This is a genomic window from Paenibacillus sp. BK720, from assembly GCF_011761545.1.
Taxonomy (GTDB): domain Bacteria; phylum Bacillota; class Bacilli; order Paenibacillales; family Paenibacillaceae; genus Pristimantibacillus.
Genome location: NZ_JAASRQ010000002.1, coordinates 459,821 through 480,543, shown reverse-complemented (window position 1 = coordinate 480,543; position 20,723 = coordinate 459,821). Strand labels below are relative to the sequence as shown.

Genomic DNA, 20,723 nt, shown 5'->3' with positions numbered 1-20,723 from the left:
TTTTTTTGTTTTTCTTCTATTATATACATTCGAATACATCCTTTAGCGTTTGAACGAGAAAAGCAATATCCTCATCCGTGGATGACAACGGCGGACTGATCGTTAGCACATTATTGTAGCCTGCGACGGTATCGCCGTTTTTGCCTATTAGGAGACCTTTCGCCTTGCACTCCGCCATGATCCGGACAACGCCCGACAGCGGATAAGGCTCCTTCGTTTGTTTATCGCTAACCAGCTCGATGCCCATTAGAAAGCCAAAGCTCCGGATGTCTCCGACTATCGGATGCTCTTTCAAGCCGGTTAATCCCTCGATAAGCCGTTCGCCAAGCGCGGCCGACCGTTCCACCAGCTGTTCCCGCTCCAATATCCCGAGATTCGCCAGCGCAAGGGCACAAGCTGCCGGCGCGCCGCCAAACGTATTCAGATGACGGAAATGGCTGTACATGTCCTTGCCCTTGAAGGCGTCGTAAATATCTTTGCGAACCGCCGTTGCCGACAAAGGCAGATAACCGCTGGTCAGTCCTTTCGCCATCGTAACGATGTCCGGCTTAATGCCGTAATTCATATGCCCGAATTTACGGCCCGAACGGCCAAAGCCGCAAATCACTTCGTCGATAATGAGCAGTACGCCGTACCTCGTGCAGATATCCCTGACCTTCTCGAGATAAATGGGCTCGGGCACAAGGACTCCTCCGCCTGTGATCGCGGGTTCCATAATAACAGCCGCTATCGTCTCCTGCCCTTCCCATACGATCGTCTCTTCGATCGCTTGCGCGCATTGCAGATTAAACTGCTCGACCGACATGCCATCCGGACGCCGGTAGCTGTCCGGCGGGCGGACATGAAGGAAGCCTCCCGCAAGCGGCTCATACAAGTATTTGCGCTGAGCTTGCCCGGTTGCCGCTAATGCGCCCATCGAATTGCCATGGTACGCCCGGTAACGGGAAATAAACTTGTAGCGGCCAGGGGCGCCGGATTGCTCATGATATTGCCTTGCCATCTTAAACGCGACTTCGTTCGCGTCGGACCCGCTGTTGGAATAGAAGATGACATAGTCATCCTCCAGCCATTCATTCAGCTTTTCGGCCAGGCGGATCGCCGGCTCGTGGCTTTGCGTTAACGGATAGTAGGACAAGGTTTTGAGCTGTTCATAAGCCGCACGGGCCAGTTCCTCCCGCCCGTACCCCACATTCACGCACCAGAGACCGGACATCCCGTCCAAATACCGGTTGCCCCGGCTATCCGTTATCCACGAGCCTTGTCCTTCCTTAACGACCATCGGAGGTGCCTGCTCATTATAAGGCGCCATGGCATGCCACACATATTGACGGTCCTTTGCAATCAGATCCGCTTCATCCCGGTTGATGGACATCGCTTGCGCACTCCTCTCCCTTTACCTAACCGTACCATGCCGTAACCATTATCTTTTGCGCAGTCCTTCTCTTACATCTATGTCTAGTATAGAGGCGAATATTACCGTTTACATTAGACAGAGTGTCACGAAGTACGGGGCTTTTTTCAATCTGAACGTCACAAACAACCGGAGCGGACTCTAGCTGCTCCGGTTGTTTGTTCCTCCGTCCGATTCTCTCAGGACTTTCGCGGCGCTTAACGATGCGGCACATCCTTAAGCACCGAAACCATACGAGCGCGCAGCCGCATTTCCGCCCCATGAGGAGTTTGCCGTCGCTCCATGCGATGCCGTCTCCTTTGCATCTTGTTACAGCCTAGATTTTCCTTTCCAGTTTGATATTGAAGTCCGGCTTTGTAACGTAATCCATATAATTGACCGTACCGTCAAAATCCAAGTAAGCTTGATACCTCGTCCGTATCGCCGGGGACTGGATCAGGTCGAGCGCCTTCTCCTTCCGAACCCAGCATACCTCCGAGGTTTCTTCGGAAGTTCGCAAGGAACCGCCTGCTTGGCGGCATGCAAAATCCAGCATCAGCTTGGTAGGCACATCCGTTACCCCGTCATGCCATTTATACGTGCAAGTATTGGAGTATACGCCGATCAATTGCGAGACAACGCATGTGATCCCGCTCTCTTCCTGAATTTCGCGCATAAGCGCATCGGTCAAATTCTCCCCGACCTCCACCTGCCCGCCGGGAAATACCCATCCGTCATGCTGTGTTTTCACGAGCAGGATATCGCCTTGATCGTTCTCCACCATTCCTCCGACGGCCACAATATGAGTAGGCATCGCCATATTCTTTCCCTCCCTCAGCTTGTACGGCGAACGATAAATGTCAGCCAATTTCCCCGGTATTCGATAGACTTCCCGTATTTCACTTCTTGAACGGCCTGGGGGATCACTCGCTCTAGCACAATCTCCCAGCCGTTATAACATTCTCTCAAGAGAAAAAAAGCATCGTCTGTCGACAGGTTTAATTCTATTAATCCTTCCGACACTACGCCGGTATTATAATCCAGCTCTTCCGTCTGCGTACTCATTAAGATGGCATGAATGCCGCGGGGCCTTGTCCCTTCTATCATCCGGCCAATGACGGTTCGGAATGCGTCTACGGAGGATACATGCTCTAGGGAAGAGCATGCAATGATATAGTCATAAAATTGCGATGGGATCTGGAAATACTCGATATCCGCGGCAATCGCCTCCAGGTTATCTTTTACTTCGTATTTTTCCGCGTTATCCTGCAATATCGCGACTGCGGAAGGAAGGAGATCTACGGCCGTCACCTTTCCGCTATAGGCTTTGATTGCTTGCGCAATCGGAATGGCATTTCGCCCAACACCGCAGCCAAGATCCAATACGCGCATCCCATGAGGCTCCAGCAAAACGTAAGTATCCATAATGGCTTGCACCGGCTTAGCGATCCAGGTTCCGGGGGCGAACAACTCATGTTCGGCATAAAACTTCTCGTGGTACTTTATTTCTTCCGTTCTTGCCTGGAGAAATCTCGAATCCAATTCGACCTCGCCTCCTCTATCTGCCAACCTCTCCATTCTCCTTATATTTTCCATCAAAAGCAACTCATTTCTCACTTACGCTTCTCTCATTTGAACGCTGTTAGTCGTGCGGGTAACAACCCATTTCCAGTTAAATAAAAAACCGAGCTCCCTATTAGGAACCCGGCTTATATAAATAAGAATCGATTACTTCGTCATGACATACTCATTCACAAAATCGTTCCGGAACTTCCCGTCCGGGTCGCACTCCAGCATCAGCTGGCGGAATTCCGGGAGCTTCCCGAACAGGGCTTGGACTCGCTCCGCCGGCATTGTAAACACTTTGCCCCAATGCGGCTGCGCGTTAAACTTTTCCAGCTTGGCTTCGATGAGCGGCAGCACCTGCTTGACGGCTTCCCAATTCGGTTTCCAGGTAAAGTGGAAGCCAACGGAATCCTTCCGATAGCTTGGACTTAACCACAGCTGATCGGCAGCAATGGTGCGAATTTCGGAAATAAACAACAGCGGGGCGATCTGCTCGCCAAGCTCGCGAATTGCGCAAATGGCTTCATAGGCATGCTCACGGGCCACAAAATATTCCGTTTGCAGCTCTTCGCCGGCACTTGGCGTGAAATCCATGCGGAAATGCGGCAGACGTTCATGCCATGGGCCCGGCACGCCGAATTGCTCGCTGCAATTTTCGGCGGTTTGGTCCGGTACGGGATGGCGTTTGGCTTCCGCGAGGCTGGCCCCGTAGAATTCCGCTTGCGCCTCCCCAGCCGAACCCTCTTGAACCAATTTTTTTTGCCAAACCTGATTAATAGATGAGCCCTTCCAGTCCGTAAACAGGCTGACGCTATAAGCGCTGGAGTAAATGGCGTCAAAATTATTCTCGAGCTGTGCCAGCGGGAGAAGATCATAAATGTATTGACTAATCTCAAAGGAAGGCTGAATGTCCAGCGTAATGGCGGTTACGACGCCTAAAGCTCCTAAACCAACAACGGCTCCATTAAACTTTCCGTCCTCGTCATCCCGGGTAAACACGGCGATTGTTCCGTCGGCTTTTACGATTTCGAGGGCATAAACAGCCGTTGCCAGATTGCCGTTCCGGTCTCCGGAGCCATGGGTTGCCGTTGCAATAGCGCCCGCTATCGTAATATGCGGCAGCGACGCCAGGTTATGAAGCGCGTAACCTTCCCGATGCAAATATTCGCCCAGATCCCCGTAACGTATTCCGCCTTCTACCTTTACGCGGTTATTTGCCTTATCCAACTCAAGTACACGATTCATCTTCTGAAGCGACAACAGGCTTGCGTGCGAATCCGCGATCCCGTTAAAGGAATGTCTCGAGCCCAGTACTCTCAGCTTGCTGCTTCTCACAACCATCTCCCGCACTTGTTCCACATTCTCCGGGTAGAGATATTCCAACGCATTATACGTGTAATTGCCTGCCCAATTCTTCTCTTTTGCCACTACCTGCACTCTCCAGTCATTCAAGATGATAAAGCCTACCTTATAGTCATTAACCGCCAGATCTTCTTTTCCTGCCCCGATTAAAAATAAAATAACCGGCCTTGGCAAAGGCCGGTTATAGCTTTAAAGCATGAACTCTTTCAATTCGCCGCGCTCGTACACCGCCTCGAATTCGTCATCGTCCATCTTATTTATTTCGTCGATACGCGCAATTAACAGCCTTCCCGCTTCAAGGAGTTCGGGCCGATAGTCGAAAATCCGCTCTATCTCTTCGGTTAGCCTTGCCGCTGTCCATTCCGTCGATGGTTCCGGCCCTGTTACCTGATCAATTATCCATTCACGGCTCTGAAAGCTGAAGCTAAGCCTTGCGCTAATACTGTCCTCCAACCCTTCAAGCTGCAAAACCAGCGTATTGTCCAGCATCTGCAAGCCTTGAGGCAATGCATGATACTCAAAGCCCTTCTCTATTAACGAAGAAATACGGATCAATCCAATCGACTCCCCCCATAAAACTCGTCAATATAATACCAAATATTCGCGAAAAATCAACAAAATTCGCCAAAATCGATTAAGAAGTTGTCTCGCCTTCCGAGTTAAGCACTGCTTGTCTATACGAGGAAGGCGCTACGCCAAATCTCTCTTTAAATACCTTTGAAAAATGGGCAACATTCTCAAAGCCGGTTGAGAAACAGACATCCGTAACCAAGGCTGACGTGTGAAGCAGCATGTCCCTTGCAATATCCAACCTCCGGTTACGTATCCAGCGCACGGGGGAAGTATTGTAGATCGCTTGAAAATCACGCTTGAACGTCGACAAACTTCGACCCGACAAGTATGCTAGATCCTGAAGCGAGACCGGATTAGTAATATTCTGCTCCACGATTTCAGTAATCCCTTTTTTGTCCGTTCGTCTTAATTGCAAAAACTGATATAGAAACTGTTCGTCCGCATCCGCGACATCAAACAATAACTCCAGCAGTTTAACCCTAATCAACCCTTCTTTTAAAGCTTCCCTTTCTTTAAAATACGGTTTCAATGAATGAATATAGCTCATTAGCCGCTCATTGATCGCTTTCACAGATACCGGTACCAAAACAGCCGGATGGTTATATTGGAGATCCGCCATATTAATAAATTCTGTCAGCAGTTCTTCTTTCAGAAAAAACATGATATAGTCCAGACGATAGTCGGAATCCTCTTCTCCCGACTTCTCGTAATTCACTAAAATCGACTTCTGCAGCAGAACCATTTCATTCTTATTTACGGTAAACTCCTCATCGCCGAACGTTACTTTATACATGCCCTCAAGCACAAACAAAAGAAGATGATCCTCCAGGAACATACTTCCTTTAAGTCCTTCCGTAAACGTACAAGATTCAATAACCGTTAACCCTTTCATTTTCAATAACCGTTGTTCGCTGGAATCGTTGGCCAGATCTCGAGGAGCCTTAAGCACTTTTTCTGCCCGTACAGACATTAGCTCTTCCTCCTAATGAGCTCATAATGGGAAAAACCGGGTGCGGAAGCCCCGGTTTCATCTTAATGTGAATGATCATTTAAACATCATCATGGTCAGTACCGGTGATGACATCATGCCAATTCGCGATATCTCGTTCAAAATCGGCTGTTTTTTCTCTGTACCGCTGCAGAGAATCTTTCCCTAACGGCAAATGGACAGGCGGATTTTCCGCGTTCGCAATTCGTACAATGGCTTTTGCCAGCTTTACGGGATCTCCCGGCTGTTTGCGGTTAGCCGCCGCAGCGAAATCCCTCATCTTTCCGACCGTTTCCGCGTAATCGGGAATGACTTTTCCGGAGCTGCTAAGGGAAGAAGCATCCAGGAAGTCGGTACGGAAGAAGCCCGGTGCAACTACGGTAGCATGTATGCCGAGCGGGGCCAACTCCAAGGCCAGGGACTCTGTAATCCCTTCAACGGCGAATTTAGTTGAACCGTATACTCCCCATCCGATATATCCGCTTAATCCTCCGACAGACGAAATATTAATAATATGTCCCGAACGTTCTTTTCGCATATGAGGGAGTACGGCACGGGTTACATTCAACAAACCGAATACGTTGGTTTCGAAGTTCCTTCTCACCTCTTCGGCGGAAGCTTCTTCTACGGCGCTAAGAAGGCCAAAACCTGCGTTATTGACCAAAACATCAATTTTCCCGAACTTCCGTGCGATCTGGTCTGCCGCTTCTTTAGCCTGTTCTTCATTTGTAATGTCCAGTATCCCAACGCTAAGATTAGCGGGATTCCCAAGTTGATCCAATAAAGCCTCCGGCGAACGCCGAACCGTTGCGATGACTTGATCGCCGGTTGCAAGCACTGCCTTTACAATCTCCAAACCAATTCCTCTGGATGCTCCCGTGATTAACCATACTTTTTGCTCTGCCATTATATTCTCCCACCTGTTCTTTGTTTTATTTATCTCAAGAAGAAGTAATGCTGTCCTGCATGAGTTCACTATACTGCTTTTTCGACGTTCGCACTTTTCTCTAAAGCCCGTTTTATTTGTCTATTTCGTTCAATACAAACCTTCAGGGCATGGTTACGAAAAAGTGACCCGGACAGTAAAAAGTAACTACTTCTCAAACAAGCGCTCCGACAGCATAATGGCATTGCAAACACTCAACTCTCACAACGAATTGACCAAATGCAAAAAATTGACCTTTCCGGAAGGCTCGGGCATCTATCGTTGATGTTTGCTTCTGTTTCGCATGAAATCCACATGAGCGCTGCCCCATTGATGCATAAATGTTAGCAGCGGCTCTAATGTATGGCCGTAATCCGTTAATGAATATTCCACTTTAGGCGGGACAACCGGGTAAACCTCCCGTTGAATAATGTGGTGCTCTTCAAGCTCACGCAATTGCGTAGTCAGCATTTTTTTCGTGATATTCGGTATGCCCTTCTGAAGCTCGCTGAACCGTTTCGTGCCCTGGAAAAGCATGTATAAAATCGGTATTTTCCATCTGCCCGTTATGACTTCGAGTGCTGGCTCTACCTTGCAATAACTCAATTCGTGTTCCATTTGTATACGCTCCGATAATTTAATGAAAAATAGTTGAAAGCAGGTGTTCCAGATGAGTAATGGATCTGTAACGAATACATCCAAACGCTTTGAAATCGGTCTTTATACCTTTGGCGATTTAATTCCTGACCCGGCTAGCGGCACAACCATAAGCGCTCAGCGGCGGATGAAAGAAATAATCGATGCAGCCAAGCTGGCTGACGAAGCCGGTTTAGATATCTTTGGAGTAGGAGAGCATCACAGACTGGATTTCGCCGTATCCTCTCCCCCCGTTATTCTGGCCGCAATCGCGCAAGCTACTAAAGAGATCAAGTTGACCAGCGCAACTACCGTCCTAAGCACGGTTGATCCCGTCCGCTTATTCGAAGATTTCGCCACTCTCGATTTGCTGTCTGGAGGGCGAGCAGAAATCATCGCTGGGCGCGGAGCCTTTGTGGATTCCTTCCCTTTATTTGGCTACAAGCTAGAAGATTATCACGCTTTATTCGCCGAGAATATCGAGCTTCTATTAGAACTCGGTAAACAGGAGACAATCACGTGGAACGGACAATTCCGCAGTTCGTTGAGTGATCTCGAAATTGCTCCAAGACCTAAACAGCCTGAATTGCCTGTTTGGATTGGCGTAGGCGGAACGCCTCAGAGCGCCCAAAATGCAGGCCGGCTTGGTCTAGGCATGAACCTGGCTCTTCTTGGCGGGACACCGGAACGAGCAAAGCCTCTTGCGGACATATATCGCCAGGCTGGGCAGCAAGCCGGACATGAACCTTCCAAGCTGAGGGTAGCCGTCTCCAGTCACGGTTATATCAGCCATACCTCCCAGCAGGCGCTGCATGAATTTTATCCTTACTATAGCAGTTACCTCGGACAATTTGCGGGCAGAAAAATGTCCCAAGCCGAGTTCGGTCGTATCGCCGGACCTGAAACGGCATTTGCTGTAGGCAGCCCGGAGCAAGTCATTGAGAAAATTTTGCATCAGCATGAGCTGTTTAAGCACGACCGATTCATGCTTCAAATGGATGTTGGCGGTATGCCTTTCGGCAAGGTAGCAACCGCAATCGAATTGCTGGCTGCCAAAGTTGCCCCTGTCGTACGGCGGGAGCTTACCCGTTAATTTCCACCTGTCGTGGCGATCGCTGGATTATCCGGCTATACTGTCGATCATCCAGCCGATCGCCTTATTCAGATCAAGCGGCTTATAAAGAATAATACTGCTCCATATGATAATGCCGATGCAGGAAATGACGATGAACACCCACATTTCATTTCGAGGCGAATGTAAGCGTCGGACGATAATCGTTCCGCCTGTCAAAAACAGTAAAGCGATCAGCATTAGGCTAATCATGCAGATTTCGCAACCTTTCCAGCATTTTTTAACCAATGGACCACAAGAAGCAGAACCGGGAAGCCCACACCAAACGGCAAATAATAGGCAAACAAATAGTCGCGAATCCACTTCATATACTCTCCGATATTCGCAAACAGAAGGGAATAAGCCGATATGACCCAAATCAAAGGAATCGTTATTGCCGCACGGCTGCGGATGGCAAACAGCTGCGCGATTGCGGTTACCGTACAATAAAGGATGACGCTTACTTTCACAAAAACGATTAACAGCACATTAACGGACAAGATCGATTCAAAGTGCTCCATAAAGTTGGAAAAAACCATTTCTCGGAAGATCGTATACTCCGGATACAGAAGATGAGAAGCCCTGTGCACGCCTAGAATTCCAATTACGAAAAATACCGAAAGCGCAACTTGCATGCCCGCTGACGCCGTCCCGCCTAATAAAGCCGTCTTAAGCTTGCCTTGTACCAAAGGAAATATCATCATAAAGGCTATAGATTCCATAAAGGGCAGTCCCAGCGCGTATTTCGTTTCCACTATTGTTGGCCAGAGATGAAATTCGCTCGGAATACGGAAATTGCGCCATTGCCACTCGGTTAACATAACGGTAAATGGGACCCAGAACGCAACAAATACATACGGCACAATAAACACGCTGACTAACGAAATGACTCGAATGCCTTTAATCACGGCGTAAGCGCAGACAACAAGACAAGAAAGATGAATGACCGTCGAAGGCGTTCTTGGCATCATAGCCACATGCACGTAATCACTTACATTCCTTGTTACCCAAGCCGTAATTTGAATGAAAAAGAGGATATAACAGAAGGAAACTATTCCTCCGCCGTACCTACCCAATACTTTATTGCATATTTGGACCAGCGACAGCCCTGGATGCTGATCAAAAATGTACACCCATAGCGATGCTATCCCTAATCCGAAGACGAGACTCCAAAGATGCACCAGCCAGCCAAACTGTTGAGCATCCATAACCGTGGCGCTTGGAAGCACAAGAAAGGTTGTTCCTTTTACAAAGCAAGTTACAATGCAAAACATTTGAAGCGTATTTAATTTTTTCTCCAATTCATATCCCCTACTCGTATGGCGTGATCGTATTCCCTAGTGAGGTTACTTTGGAATGGGTATCAAATTGAACCTTGATCTCCTTCCAGTTTTTTCGGCCTTGCCTGGTATCGCCGATTCCGAGCAAATCCCAATTCTGTTTAAGGGCGAAACGGAAAAAATCCTCGCCTTTCTCGTTAAAAAAAGAATTAATCGCCTGCTCCAGTTCCTTGATATTGCTTGCATTCAATCTCTGGTTCTGCTCGTTGTTTATGATGCCCGCCTTTGCGTTCAGTCGCAATATCAGCTGTTTGTCCGTTTTCCAGATCCGCTTGATCTTTATATCCGTCACTTCTATATCAACACGTTTATTTCTGACCTCGACCGTTTCATCGATTCGCTTGGCATATCCGTTAAAAACATAATACAGGTTCTTTATCTCGGTATTGATTTTCCCAACCATCTTCGCTCGGATAAACACGGCTCCCGATACTAGCCTCAGATTTTCCTTGGTCGCGTTAATATCGTCTAGCCGGTCCGCTTTTGATGCAGCACGCTCCCCCGTATATTGAATGATGGGAATAATAGTCGGCCTGCTGAAAGGAATGCCTGCAACGATATCTTTCATTCGTATTGGCAGTTTGTTGATTCCAAAATTTTTCGCATGCCAATCCAATAGGAGCCGAATATTTCTTCCCGGCACCCGGTCCAATACGGTAAAGGAATTCATTACGGTAGATACAGGCTCTTCCGTCACGATAGTATAAACATTGGTTCGGCGCTCGGGATCATTTTCTAACAAATTCACAAAGCTCAGCACTCCGTTTCTAGCGCTGCGCTCCGATAGAACATAAACCTGCATATGCGAGGTATACAGCTTTCTGGACATCACGGCCTCTGTTTTTTTCGTAATTAGGCCAATGGCAGGCGCAGAAACTTCATAAGTGTATACAGCCGCTCTCGACGGTCCGGATCCCCGGGCTTCAATGCTGGGAGGATTCAATACTTGAAAGTAAAAATGGAAGTTGCGGTTATCGTCCTGGTCCATCGCAATCGTATCCACTAGAGCTAACTGATTGATTTCTTTCATATCCCAGCATCCTGGACAGATCCCTAACATACATAGAGCTAATATCAACTTCCGCATGATGGCTACCCTCTGCTATCTATTCTTTTTGCCGCTGTTGTTTCATCATTGGTCTAGGAAGACGAAGAATGGAATCCCTCCACTCCTTTAGCTTTAGCGGCGCAACAGGAGAGAAGTAAGGCGTACCGAATGGCTCCAAAGACATCAAATGCACAAGGAGAAAGAAAACGCCGCACATAATTCCAAAGAAGCCCAAAGTACCGGCCAACCCCATAAAGGCAAACTGGATAATTCGTTGGGCGATTCCAAATCCGTAGGTTGGAGCAACAAAATTGGCAATTGCCGTCAAGGAGACTACGATTACCATCGCTGCCGATACAAGCCCTGCTTCCACCGCGGCTTGTCCAAGCACAAGCGCCCCAACGATCGAAATCGCTTGCCCCGCTATCCGCGGCATGCGAAGTCCCGCTTCACGAATGATCTCGAATACGATGAGCATGGCGAATGCTTCAACAACGCCCGGAAACGGCACGCCTTCCCGTTGCGACGCAAGGTTTGCCAGCATGGATGACGGAAGCAATTCCTGATGGTAGCTGGCAACAGAAATATACAAGGCAGGAGTAAAAATTGAAATTAAAAAAGCAAGCATGCGAAGCCACCGCAGCAACGTGGCAATATCAGCTCGCTGGTAATAGTCCTCGGTTGCTGAAAACATCTGAAAAAAATGAATTGGACCTGCCAATAAGACAGGCGTGCCATCCGTTAATACAACCGCCTGCCCCTCTAGCAGCTTTGCCACAATGGCATCAGGCCTTTCGGATGCAAGAAATTGCGGAAACGGGGTTAACGTTTTTTCCTGAATGTATTCTTCTATGAAGGCACTCTCGAGAATGCTGTCTGTATGAATCGCTTTTAATCTGGTTCGGAATTGATCGATGATTTGAGGCTCTGCCTTGCCCCGCATATATAATAAACAAACCGTTGTTTGCGTTTCTGTACCGATTGTCATTTTCTCGATAACGAGAGCTGTACTCTTTAAACGTTTGCGAATAAGGGAAAGATTTCTCGAGTAATCCTCAACGAAGCCTTCGCGCGGGCCTCTCACGACGGATTCCGTATCAGGCTCCGCAACAGCGCGCTGCTCAAGGCTGCGCACGTCAATAGACACGGCTTCCGTTCCAACCGGAATGACTAGACATTGGCCATCCAATATCTCCTTTAAACAGGACTCAACACCGCTTACTTTCTTCAGTTCAGCTTGTTTAAATAACGATAAGAGCCATTGAACCGGTGTATGATCCTTGAGAGGCTGGCAAGGTGTTATCATTCCCGAGATAACCAGCTCATCTATAAGCTTCTTATCCGCAAGTGTAGACAAATACATACAGGTTAATTCGAGCTTTTCCTGCACGAAATAGGTCTTTACGATAAGATCAGGCGAACCGCTAAGAGCCTTCTGAATCTTTTCCGGCAAACCGACTTCAAGCTGGTTCATTTTGGAAGCCTCCTTTTTGACTGAGTATTCCCTTGACCTTTAGAAATATTCTAAGGCGATTCGAAAACAAAAAAGACCCGAAAAACAGACACTTAAAAAGAAGTGCCTATCTTCGGGTCACCGCTCTAATCCATTGGAGACAGCCTCTTGTTTACTCCGCGCAATACATAAAACCTATAGCACCGGGGCCGGTATGCGTCGTAATAACCGGAGTGGCCGGGCGGATACGGACTGGCGTTGCCGTGATCCGGCTGATCTCTTCCCGAAGCCGCTCGGCTAAGGAAAGATTATCGGCATGCGAGATTCCGATCTCGGTTATCTCCTTGCCTTCGGTATCGCTCTTGAACCGTTCCATCAAGCTCTTAATAATCTGGGATGAAGTCCGAACCTTGGCAATCGGCGTATATACGCCTTCCTGCAGCATCGCGATCGGTTTGATGCTAAGCACCGAGCTGATCCAGCCCTTTGCTTTGCCGATGCGTCCGCCCTTTACGAGATTTTCCAACGTATCCACGACAACTAGCAATGAGGTGTTTTCAAGTATGCTTTTTAATCTCGTCTTGATTTGCTGGGACGTGTGTCCTTCCTTGGCGAGCTTAGCGGCTTCAATCACTTGAAATCCAAGCGCTTGGGAGATCATCTGAGAGTCGATAACGATCACATTGCTGGCGGACATTTCGGCTGCGGCGCTCGCCGAGGCAAAGGTACCGCTTAGGCCGCTTGTCATATGAATGGAAATAATGGTGTCGCCATTCTTGCCGAGCCGGTCGTACGTGTCGAGAAATACGCCAACGGCAGGCTGCGAGGTTTTCGGGAGCTCAGAGGCCATTTTCATTTTTTTAATAAAATCAAGCGGAAAAATCGTTACGTTATCTTCGTACGTCTCCCCGTCTACATACACCGACAGAGGAATGACCTCCACTTCATGCTGGTCGAGCAGTTCCTTCGGCAAATCCGTTGTGGAATCGGTAACAATCCTGATGCCGGGCATAAATAGCCTCCTTAAATGAATAATCACCAGAATGACCGTTGTTCGGTCATCGTGATGATTCATGCTTCGTAAGCATTAGCTGAATTAAAAACCAAGCTTGTGAACAATACGTAAAGCCATGTAAATGGTTTCATGATTTCTTAATGGAATATAAAGGTAAAAAGAAACAGCCCGGTTCATTTCAGCCGGGCTGTTTCTTTTCGCTGCCTATGGATCACCAATTATTTCCTGAACCCGTTGCGGTAAAGCTGCTTGACGTATTGGAAAACTTACCGGACGGCGCGCCGCTGACCGTATTATTGTTAAAGACGGAGCTGCCGGTTGCCGTTCCCCGGATATACACCCCGTAAGTCCCCGAATTGGTTATGGCGTTTGAAGCATACGTGACCGAAATGCTTGGAGCCGGCTCCTCAATAAAAATGCCGCTGTAGACGCTGTCCTGTATGGTATTGCCGGATACGGTAACCGTCAGGTTTTGGGCTTTGCCCGTGTTATTCAGCCAATATGCCCAGATCGCACCGATTTGATAGCCGTAATCCTTATGATAGGAACCCGTCCGAATGAGTACGTTATTCTGCACAGTCAACGTTCCCGTCATCGAAGGAGGATTAAAGTTGGTTCCAAACGATATGCCCGAACCGTTAACCACCGAATCGGTCAGCAGGTTGCCGATCACCTTGTTGTCCTTGCCGCCGTAAATGGCAATGTTATTCGCGAGAGTAGGAATTTGAACCGTATTGTAGCTAAACGTATTATTCGTATCCAAATACGTATCCGACCACATCGCCAGACCGTCGTCACCGCTGTTGCGGACCGAGTTATTGGTCACCGTTGTATTGGATGTTCCGTAATGAAGATTCAGTCCGTCCGCCCATACGTCACGGATTCTGGAATTCGAGATTGTTGCGTTATTCGTCTGGTTCGTCAGCCAGAAGCCTACCTTCGTATGCTCGATCCACAGGTTCGTCAAAGTGGAATTCGTTCCGTTGCCTTCTACGCCGGATACGCCGTTATAATCGTCGCGAATGATATCGTTCGCGCTGATTTTAAAGTCGGAGATCGTGACGTTGCCGCCGCGAAGGTACAGCCCCGCATAGTTGCCGGACAAAGTCGAGTACCAGATACCCGCGCCTTTCATCGAGACGCCGCTGTCCAGGTAAAGCCTCGTACCGCTGCCGTTATACCCCGCGCCTTTATTCCCGTTATTCAAGGTAAAAGCACCAGCTGGAAGCCATACGCCTTTATAGGTTCCGCCGGAATTTTTCACCGCATTGATCGCATTGTTAATGGCTGTTGTATCATCCGCACCGTCATTGGCTACGGCGCCATAGCTGGTAATGGATACGTAATTGGACGGCATCGTAAGCGCGGCCGGAATGGCTTCCGTTTCGAACAGATCGATGGTGACATTGGCCGTCGAGGTGAAGTTCAGGTTTGTTGCATTCCGCTGCAGCTTGATAACCGTACCCGCAGGGTATTCCTGGTTCAGCACAACCGACACTTCGTCATACAAATGATGCGGAGTAGTTGGCGTGGCATTCGGGTTATTCGACCAGCGGATCTCCCCGCCCTCGGTTCCCCAAGCCCCATAGTTCCAGCTGTATCTGGACGTCAGATTGATATCTTTGAACAATGCGCCGCCAATGTACATGCTGATGGCCGAGTCAATGCCTGTTCCTGCCGCGTTATCCGGGATGGAGTAGCGGATCGTTACGCCTTTTGCCGCCTTCGCCAATGTGAACTGCACGTATTGACCGGCTGCCGTAAGCTGCACGGCTTTGCGGCCGGAAGCTTCCGATGCTAGGCTGCCAAAGGTCGTGTTTGGTCCTATGACCGTTCCCGTATACGATACGGATTCAGCCTCATACGCGTCATAAGGCATGGTTGCCCCATACGTTCCGGATGGCGGAGGAGTGACCGGAGGCGTCTCTACAATCGCAACGTCGATTTTGTCGATATTCACATTGCCCGTGTCGGTTGTATCGTATTTGTACATAATGGTGTTGGTGCCCGCATTTAAATTTACGGTATCGGCTTTTGTGCTCCAGGAATCCCAATTCGCCGTTGCCGGAAGGGAAGTCTGCGTCGCTTTGATTCCATTCGCGTAGAGGCTAAGCGTTTGCGCTGCCGTTGAACCGTTTGCATATTTTAAAGCAACCGTATAGCTGCCTGCTTTGGTAACGTTTACATGAAAGGTTGCCGAAGCATTGCCTTTATTGCTATCGATAAACCCGCCTGCAAAGCCGGTTCCGCTGTACCCCGCGTGATCCGTTGCAACGGATGCACCGCCGGACAATACGGCAGCCTCTGCTTCATAGGTCCCGGCCGGAGAATCGGGCGGAGTTACGGTTCCTCCGCTTCCATACACCTCAAGCTCAGAAATCTGCCCGCCGGCAGCGCCGGAATTCGCCGTAAAGTTGACTCTGACAGATCTGGCGGATGACGCTGCAAAAGAAACCGTAACCGTATTGCCGGAAGACGGATTAAACGTGTACGTTTCGGAAGCTGCAACGGTAGTAAAGGTATTGTTATCGGTGCTTGCCGCAACGGAAAAAGTCTGTGTTCTCGTACCCCACGAAGCCGGAAGCTTGAGGACAACGGAATTCACGCTTTGCGCGCTTCCGAGATCTACGGTAAGCGTGTTTGGATACGAATTCGCTGCGCCCTCGTAATAGGTGGATGCGTTACCGTCAACGGCATTGGCGGCCCCAAAGCCGGTATAGTTGTTGTTAGAGGAAATTGACTTGTTCAGAGCCAAGTTTGTTCCGGATGGCGCGGTGCCCGAGGTAGTATCGCTTAGGACGATGTTGTCCAGATTCACGTTGCCGGAATCCGTTGTCTCGAATTTATACGCAATCGTGTTGCTGCCCGAATTCAAAGACACCGTTTCGGACTGCGTAGACCAGCTGCTCCAGTCAGATGTTGCCGGCAGAGAGATTTGCTTCAGCTTCGTGCCGTTAACATACAAGCTTAAGGTTTTCGCCGAGCCTGTTCCGTTTGAATATCTTGCGGTAGTCGTATAGCTGCCTGCCGCGCTGGCATTTACCGTAAATGTCGTAGCCGCGTTGCCTTTATTGGCATCGGTATAACCGCCAACAAAGCCGGAACCTGTATACCCTGTATGGTCGGTTGCGATAACCACGCCTCCGGCACGGGCCGCCGATTCGGCTTCATAGGTGGCGGATGCAGCGGACACAAACGCGGAGAAAGGCAACTGACTGATCAATAATGCCAGAGTGAATACGTAAATGAACAACCTGCTGCTTCTTGTCTTTCCGGGCATGAGAATACCTCCAATAGTTTAGGGTCTGAACCGTTAACGAACGCCTCCTCCTTCCCTTGTAGGCTGACTCCATAAGCCATTGTAGAAATCTCCTCTTGTCCCGGACTACCACGCCAGTGACTTCTAAGGTAAAAATTGTGACCTGGAGAACCGAAAAATACCATCCATACGCCAATTCTGCGTGTAGATGGTATTTAGGTTTTCGCTATTTCCGAAAAGGGTTCTATTCCCGTCCGTTTAGATCCAGATAAACCTGGCTTTCGCCCGCGAATTATTTTCCATTTGTAATCAAGCTTACCGCATGTTATTTTCCATTATGGAACATTCGGGCATACGAGCCTCAGACAGAAAGGAAAATTAGCTCTTGTCAAAACCTATGCGTTATTGCTTCATCATTTTTATTATTCTAGTAGTCGTCGGTACTTTTTCTTATAATCATTTAAATAATAAATGGGAAGATAAGTACAACCATCTAAAAACGCTATATCAACAAAAAAATGACTCCGGTTACATCTACATCGTGACCCATGCATCATCTGCAATCCCGCTTGCCGAAACGTTAGAGAAAATAAGCGCTTCTAAGGAAGACGAGGATCCGGCTAAAATCCAGAACTTAATTTACCAGGCGCAAGACCAGGCTGAAGCTATTAACGAGCAGCTGCTTACCATCATTGAATTTAGCGACGGTTTTTCTAAGGATTCCGTACCCGAAATTTCCATTAATCAGACGGTTATGACGACGGAAACACAAAAAGACATGTTTATCCTAGCCTTTCAGGCGGATGTATGGATTCCCCTTCACAACATTAGCTATAATTATTGGAAAACAAAACCGAAATTAATTAATGACGAAACACGCAAGACTTTATCTGCATTAGCGACAGAGCTTCGCGCATTGGACCAGACCATAACTGCGTATAAAGACGTTGCAGCCGAGATGGCATTTCGAGAGCAGACGCCATATCCGAAAAGCCCGTTATTAAACCAATTAAAGCCCCACCTAGAGAAGTTGAAGTCCATTCAAAATAACATGTACAAGCAAAAATGAGGCAGGGGGTTACGACCCCTTGCCTCATTCTTTAAATAATCAAGCTGCTCACCGCAAAGCTTGTTCCTATAAATACGAAGCATAGAAGCGCTCCAATCGCGATATTCCCCTTTTGCAGATGCTCCGAGATTTTGAGCCCCGGCGTTACTAGCTCGAAGATCCAATAAGAAGCCACTAGAATGAAGTAACCCACCAGAAACCACAACATCATATTCCATATGGACGTATTCGTGTAAGCCGCAACGCCAATAATGAATGCCGTGGACAAAAACTTCCCGCCAAACGCGAGTCCAACGGCCATATTCCCTTTCTTTAATTCCTCCAGGTCATTAAACGGCGTCATTAAACTAAAGAACAGCATGCCGGCCAATTGCAAAACAATGATGACGACTACGCTAACAACGAGATTAATTACAACGGTCATTGCGCCCACCCCCGAAATTTCGAATATACCTGATCATAGTCATCATACAAATGAACCTGCTCGATATTTACTTTAACCTTGGATTTCGTTTTTAGAGCCGCATACTTCTCGTCACTGATCGGCTGCTTCACGACATTGCCGGACGGCAGCGTGATTACGGCGAACTCGCGCGTTTTACCGGCGTTCTCCGTCTTGTATACGCCAATCAAATCGACTTCCGTTTGAATCGATTCCTTTAAGCTGGCCAAGTCAGCAAGAGCGCTCTTCTCGTCCTTAAAAGATTTCAGCGTATCCCAGGAGGACAGCTTGATCTGGCTGCGTCTGTCATCGTCCGTCGTTAACATCGCGTCCATGTATTGCAGAATCCACACTTTATCTCCCGTTGCATAATTATTGTCATTAGGAAGGAGCGTATTGTCCGGAATGATAGTCATGTCGCTCCCGACAAGATCGCCAACCTCCTCTTCAACGACCCGATAATCCCACGGCACATTTCTTACAGGATTAACCGGGGCCGAAGAAGCAACGGCCGTATTCTGCGAATTCGTAAAGGAACTGGTGCTATACACGTAATCCGGATTGTTCGTGCATGAGCTGAGAATAGAGCATAGCATGAGCGCGCTAGCGACGATCGTGAATTTCTTCATTGGTTTTCCAACACTCCAATCGGGATAAAATGACTTGAATTGCCGGTAATCGGCCCACCTGCGCGTCCGAGGAGTCCGGCTGTCTCTCCGTTGATCATAAACATGCCAACCAACAGGTGCAGCTCCCCGGCGGCGGTATGAATGCGGGACAGCCGTGTTCTTTTTTGATACACGACGGGAAATAACTCGCTAGTATCAAACGCCTCTTGGTCCTCCAGCTCCAGTTCGCCCGATTGATCAAACATCTTGACGGAACCGCCTTCGCGCCCAAACATCGATTTGGATACGAAATCCCCGTCGAATACGGGTTTATTGTAGGTCGGCAGCATATACCGCTCGATGGTTTCGCGTTCTTGACTATCAAATAATACGCCCAGTTCGTATAATCCCCATGCGGCTGCCTGCAGGCCTTTCGATTGAAGAAGGATGCTATGAACGGAATTGAACAGGTGCAGGTAACCTTTCTCTGCCGCGTAAGCCAACGCTTCTCCTCCGTCGTCATGCGCCATCCATTCCTTCGGATAAAGAGCGAACATTCTATGAATCGGTTTTCCTTGCCCGTTTTTCAAAATGCCGTCATCCACCCACAGGTTTAAGCAGTCCTCCAGCTGGAGTTCCAGCCCGCTATGCTTGGCTAATGCCTCTATTGTCCCTGAATCCTCCAAATGCGATCCGTACGCGACGCACGCAACCGTATCCGGCTGCTCAATCCCCCAAGCGGAAGCGACCAATTCCTTCATTCTCCCGTTAACGTTCGCGATCCCGGCCTGTTCGCACAACCACGGCGTTGCAATGGACGCTTCCACATAGCCGGTAGGCGTATCCGCGTTTAACTCCAGCATCTTTATGCTCCCGTCAGGCGAAACGGCATAATCAAATCTAGCGTATCGGCTGATTACCCCCTTATCGGGCATCGGCAGCAGATCGATTAAATCCCATAATATCGTCGGGATGCCGATCAGCTGATATAAATCATGTTTGCCGTGTATGTAGCGCGCGGTTTTGTCCAGAATCAGCCAAAGCTCCCTTGAAGCCCGATCAAGTTCTTCGTAAATTTCCCGGTCCATCCCCACTACCTGATCAATCCAGTAGGTTTCCGACTCCAGATCCGCCCAGGCAAATCCCATTTCCTTCAGGATCTCAACCTTGCGAGCCCGGTCAGCATCCGGTTCTCCGATAACCGTGAATACCTCCGTTGTTGTTGTCATCCTCCGAATCCTCCCGAAGAAATCGAGCTGGAGTGCGAGCTGGAGGAGCTTGAAGAGGAACTGAATCCGCTGGATTTGCCGCCAATGCCGCCAGGGGTGGACGAAGTCGAACGACGCGTTACCGAGCCCGTGGAATTGGAGGTCTTAGGCGGTGATACCGTTGAACCCACAACCGGTTTATTCTGGAATTTCCCGTTGGAATAGCTTTTGGGCTCATAAGGACGGGTGCTGCCATAATAATATGAACGATGGGAAGATGCCCAGGTTTGCGATGAATAAGAACTGCCGTTGTTGAACAGCAGGTGATACAGCATCAGGTCATCCCAGCCAAAGCCCGACGATTGATGAACAATCGTTGTAGTGCCGCCGGAACTTCCGCCGGCCGTCACTTGCGGACTCTCTTGCGCGGCTGCTTTGTCCAGCTCTTTATCCGACGGCAGCGGCAGATTCCAGTCAACGGCTGGGTCATAATAACGCTTCACGGTCTCGCTTGACCATTCCACCAGCTTGGGACCGGATGTTGCGCTGGTTACCGTTGGGCTTGGGGTTGGGGATTCAGCCGAGCTTGTTGTTCCGGCATGAGCCGGTACCGCGGCCAAATTCGCCAGCAAAGCGATACCAAGCGAAGTGGAGAGAACCTTCAGAGGAATCCCTTCTTTAATGGCTTTTAACGAATCCGTTTTTTTTCTTTCTTGCATATCAAATCCCC

At 48.8% G+C, this 20,723-nt stretch carries 20 protein-coding genes; 2 read left to right on the top strand and 18 right to left on the bottom strand.

Annotated features, from left to right (window positions below; all coding sequences use genetic code 11):
• Positions 1–19: 19 nt before the first annotated feature.
• The 8 genes from FHT67_RS08990 to FHT67_RS08955 form a co-directional block, all read right to left on the bottom strand.
• Complete coding sequence (locus FHT67_RS08990) at positions 20–1,372, bottom strand: aspartate aminotransferase family protein (RefSeq protein WP_167197536.1); 1,353 nt, start codon at positions 1,370–1,372, stop codon at positions 20–22.
• Positions 1,373–1,727: 355 nt separating this feature from the next.
• The gene (locus FHT67_RS08985; protein ID WP_132306357.1) at positions 1,728–2,210 is read right to left on the bottom strand and encodes an NUDIX hydrolase; all 483 of its coding nucleotides are present in this window, start codon (positions 2,208–2,210) and stop codon (positions 1,728–1,730) included.
• A 14-nt stretch (positions 2,211–2,224) separates the two neighbouring features.
• On the bottom strand, positions 2,225–2,932 hold the full coding sequence (locus tag FHT67_RS08980; RefSeq protein ID WP_132306359.1) for a class I SAM-dependent methyltransferase: 708 nt from the start codon (positions 2,930–2,932) through the stop codon (positions 2,225–2,227).
• A 186-nt stretch (positions 2,933–3,118) separates the two neighbouring features.
• The gene (locus FHT67_RS08975) at positions 3,119–4,384 is read right to left on the bottom strand and encodes an FAD-binding protein (RefSeq protein ID WP_167197533.1); all 1,266 of its coding nucleotides are present in this window, start codon (positions 4,382–4,384) and stop codon (positions 3,119–3,121) included.
• A 123-nt stretch (positions 4,385–4,507) separates the two neighbouring features.
• The gene (locus FHT67_RS08970; protein WP_167197529.1) at positions 4,508–4,873 is read right to left on the bottom strand and encodes a hypothetical protein; all 366 of its coding nucleotides are present in this window, start codon (positions 4,871–4,873) and stop codon (positions 4,508–4,510) included.
• A 79-nt stretch (positions 4,874–4,952) separates the two neighbouring features.
• Positions 4,953–5,861 (bottom strand): helix-turn-helix domain-containing protein, encoded by a 909-nt coding sequence (locus tag FHT67_RS08965; protein ID WP_132306365.1) that lies wholly within the window; start codon positions 5,859–5,861, stop codon positions 4,953–4,955.
• Positions 5,862–5,940: 79 nt separating this feature from the next.
• Positions 5,941–6,786, bottom strand: coding sequence for an oxidoreductase (locus FHT67_RS08960; protein ID WP_132306367.1), 846 nt, complete (start codon positions 6,784–6,786; stop codon positions 5,941–5,943).
• A 294-nt stretch (positions 6,787–7,080) separates the two neighbouring features.
• A complete protein-coding gene (locus FHT67_RS08955) occupies positions 7,081–7,422 on the bottom strand; it encodes a winged helix-turn-helix transcriptional regulator (RefSeq protein WP_132306369.1) in 342 nt (113 codons plus the stop codon).
• Positions 7,423–7,474: 52 nt separating this feature from the next.
• Here FHT67_RS08955 and FHT67_RS08950 point away from each other — a divergent pair, with 52 nt between their 5' ends.
• Positions 7,475–8,533, top strand: a complete 1,059-nt coding sequence (locus FHT67_RS08950; RefSeq protein ID WP_167197526.1) for an LLM class flavin-dependent oxidoreductase — start codon at positions 7,475–7,477, stop codon at positions 8,531–8,533.
• Positions 8,534–8,560: 27 nt separating this feature from the next.
• On the opposite strand, the gene FHT67_RS08945 is transcribed toward FHT67_RS08950, so the two are convergent.
• The 6 genes from FHT67_RS08945 to FHT67_RS08920 form a co-directional block, all read right to left on the bottom strand.
• The gene (locus FHT67_RS08945; protein WP_208403202.1) at positions 8,561–8,752 is read right to left on the bottom strand and encodes a hypothetical protein; all 192 of its coding nucleotides are present in this window, start codon (positions 8,750–8,752) and stop codon (positions 8,561–8,563) included.
• 8 nt (positions 8,753–8,760) lie between these two features.
• Positions 8,761–9,852: a GerAB/ArcD/ProY family transporter gene (locus tag FHT67_RS08940; RefSeq protein WP_132306375.1), complete on the bottom strand. Its 1,092-nt coding sequence runs from the start codon at positions 9,850–9,852 to the stop codon at positions 8,761–8,763.
• A 10-nt stretch (positions 9,853–9,862) separates the two neighbouring features.
• Complete coding sequence (locus tag FHT67_RS08935) at positions 9,863–10,921, bottom strand: Ger(x)C family spore germination protein (protein WP_167197521.1); 1,059 nt, start codon at positions 10,919–10,921, stop codon at positions 9,863–9,865.
• A 76-nt stretch (positions 10,922–10,997) separates the two neighbouring features.
• Entirely contained in the window at positions 10,998–12,413 is a 1,416-nt protein-coding gene (locus FHT67_RS08930) for a spore germination protein (protein WP_167197518.1), read from the bottom strand.
• A gap of 151 nt (positions 12,414–12,564) precedes the next feature.
• Positions 12,565–13,404, bottom strand: a complete 840-nt coding sequence (locus tag FHT67_RS08925) for a DegV family protein (RefSeq protein ID WP_167197515.1) — start codon at positions 13,402–13,404, stop codon at positions 12,565–12,567.
• A gap of 214 nt (positions 13,405–13,618) precedes the next feature.
• A complete protein-coding gene (locus FHT67_RS08920) occupies positions 13,619–16,687 on the bottom strand; it encodes a galactose-binding domain-containing protein (RefSeq protein WP_167197513.1) in 3,069 nt (1,022 codons plus the stop codon).
• A gap of 364 nt (positions 16,688–17,051) precedes the next feature.
• Between FHT67_RS08920 and FHT67_RS08915 the strand changes: the two genes are divergently transcribed.
• A complete protein-coding gene (locus FHT67_RS08915) occupies positions 17,052–17,735 on the top strand; it encodes a hypothetical protein (protein WP_243711609.1) in 684 nt (227 codons plus the stop codon).
• 31 nt (positions 17,736–17,766) lie between these two features.
• Here FHT67_RS08915 and FHT67_RS08910 read toward each other — a convergent pair whose 3' ends face one another.
• The 4 genes from FHT67_RS08910 to FHT67_RS08895 are packed head-to-tail and all read right to left on the bottom strand — an operon-like array spanning position 17,767 to position 20,712.
• The gene (locus FHT67_RS08910) at positions 17,767–18,159 is read right to left on the bottom strand and encodes a DUF350 domain-containing protein (protein WP_132306385.1); all 393 of its coding nucleotides are present in this window, start codon (positions 18,157–18,159) and stop codon (positions 17,767–17,769) included.
• Positions 18,156–18,806 (bottom strand): hypothetical protein, encoded by a 651-nt coding sequence (locus tag FHT67_RS08905; RefSeq protein ID WP_167197510.1) that lies wholly within the window; start codon positions 18,804–18,806, stop codon positions 18,156–18,158. Before FHT67_RS08905 ends, FHT67_RS08910 begins: the two co-directional genes overlap by 4 nt.
• Positions 18,803–20,014: a glutathionylspermidine synthase family protein gene (locus FHT67_RS08900; RefSeq protein ID WP_132306389.1), complete on the bottom strand. Its 1,212-nt coding sequence runs from the start codon at positions 20,012–20,014 to the stop codon at positions 18,803–18,805. The genes FHT67_RS08905 and FHT67_RS08900 overlap by 4 nt, the downstream gene beginning before the upstream one ends.
• A complete protein-coding gene (locus FHT67_RS08895) occupies positions 20,011–20,712 on the bottom strand; it encodes a hypothetical protein (protein WP_167197507.1) in 702 nt (233 codons plus the stop codon). The genes FHT67_RS08900 and FHT67_RS08895 overlap by 4 nt, the downstream gene beginning before the upstream one ends.
• Between the last annotated feature and the right edge of the window lie 11 nt (positions 20,713–20,723).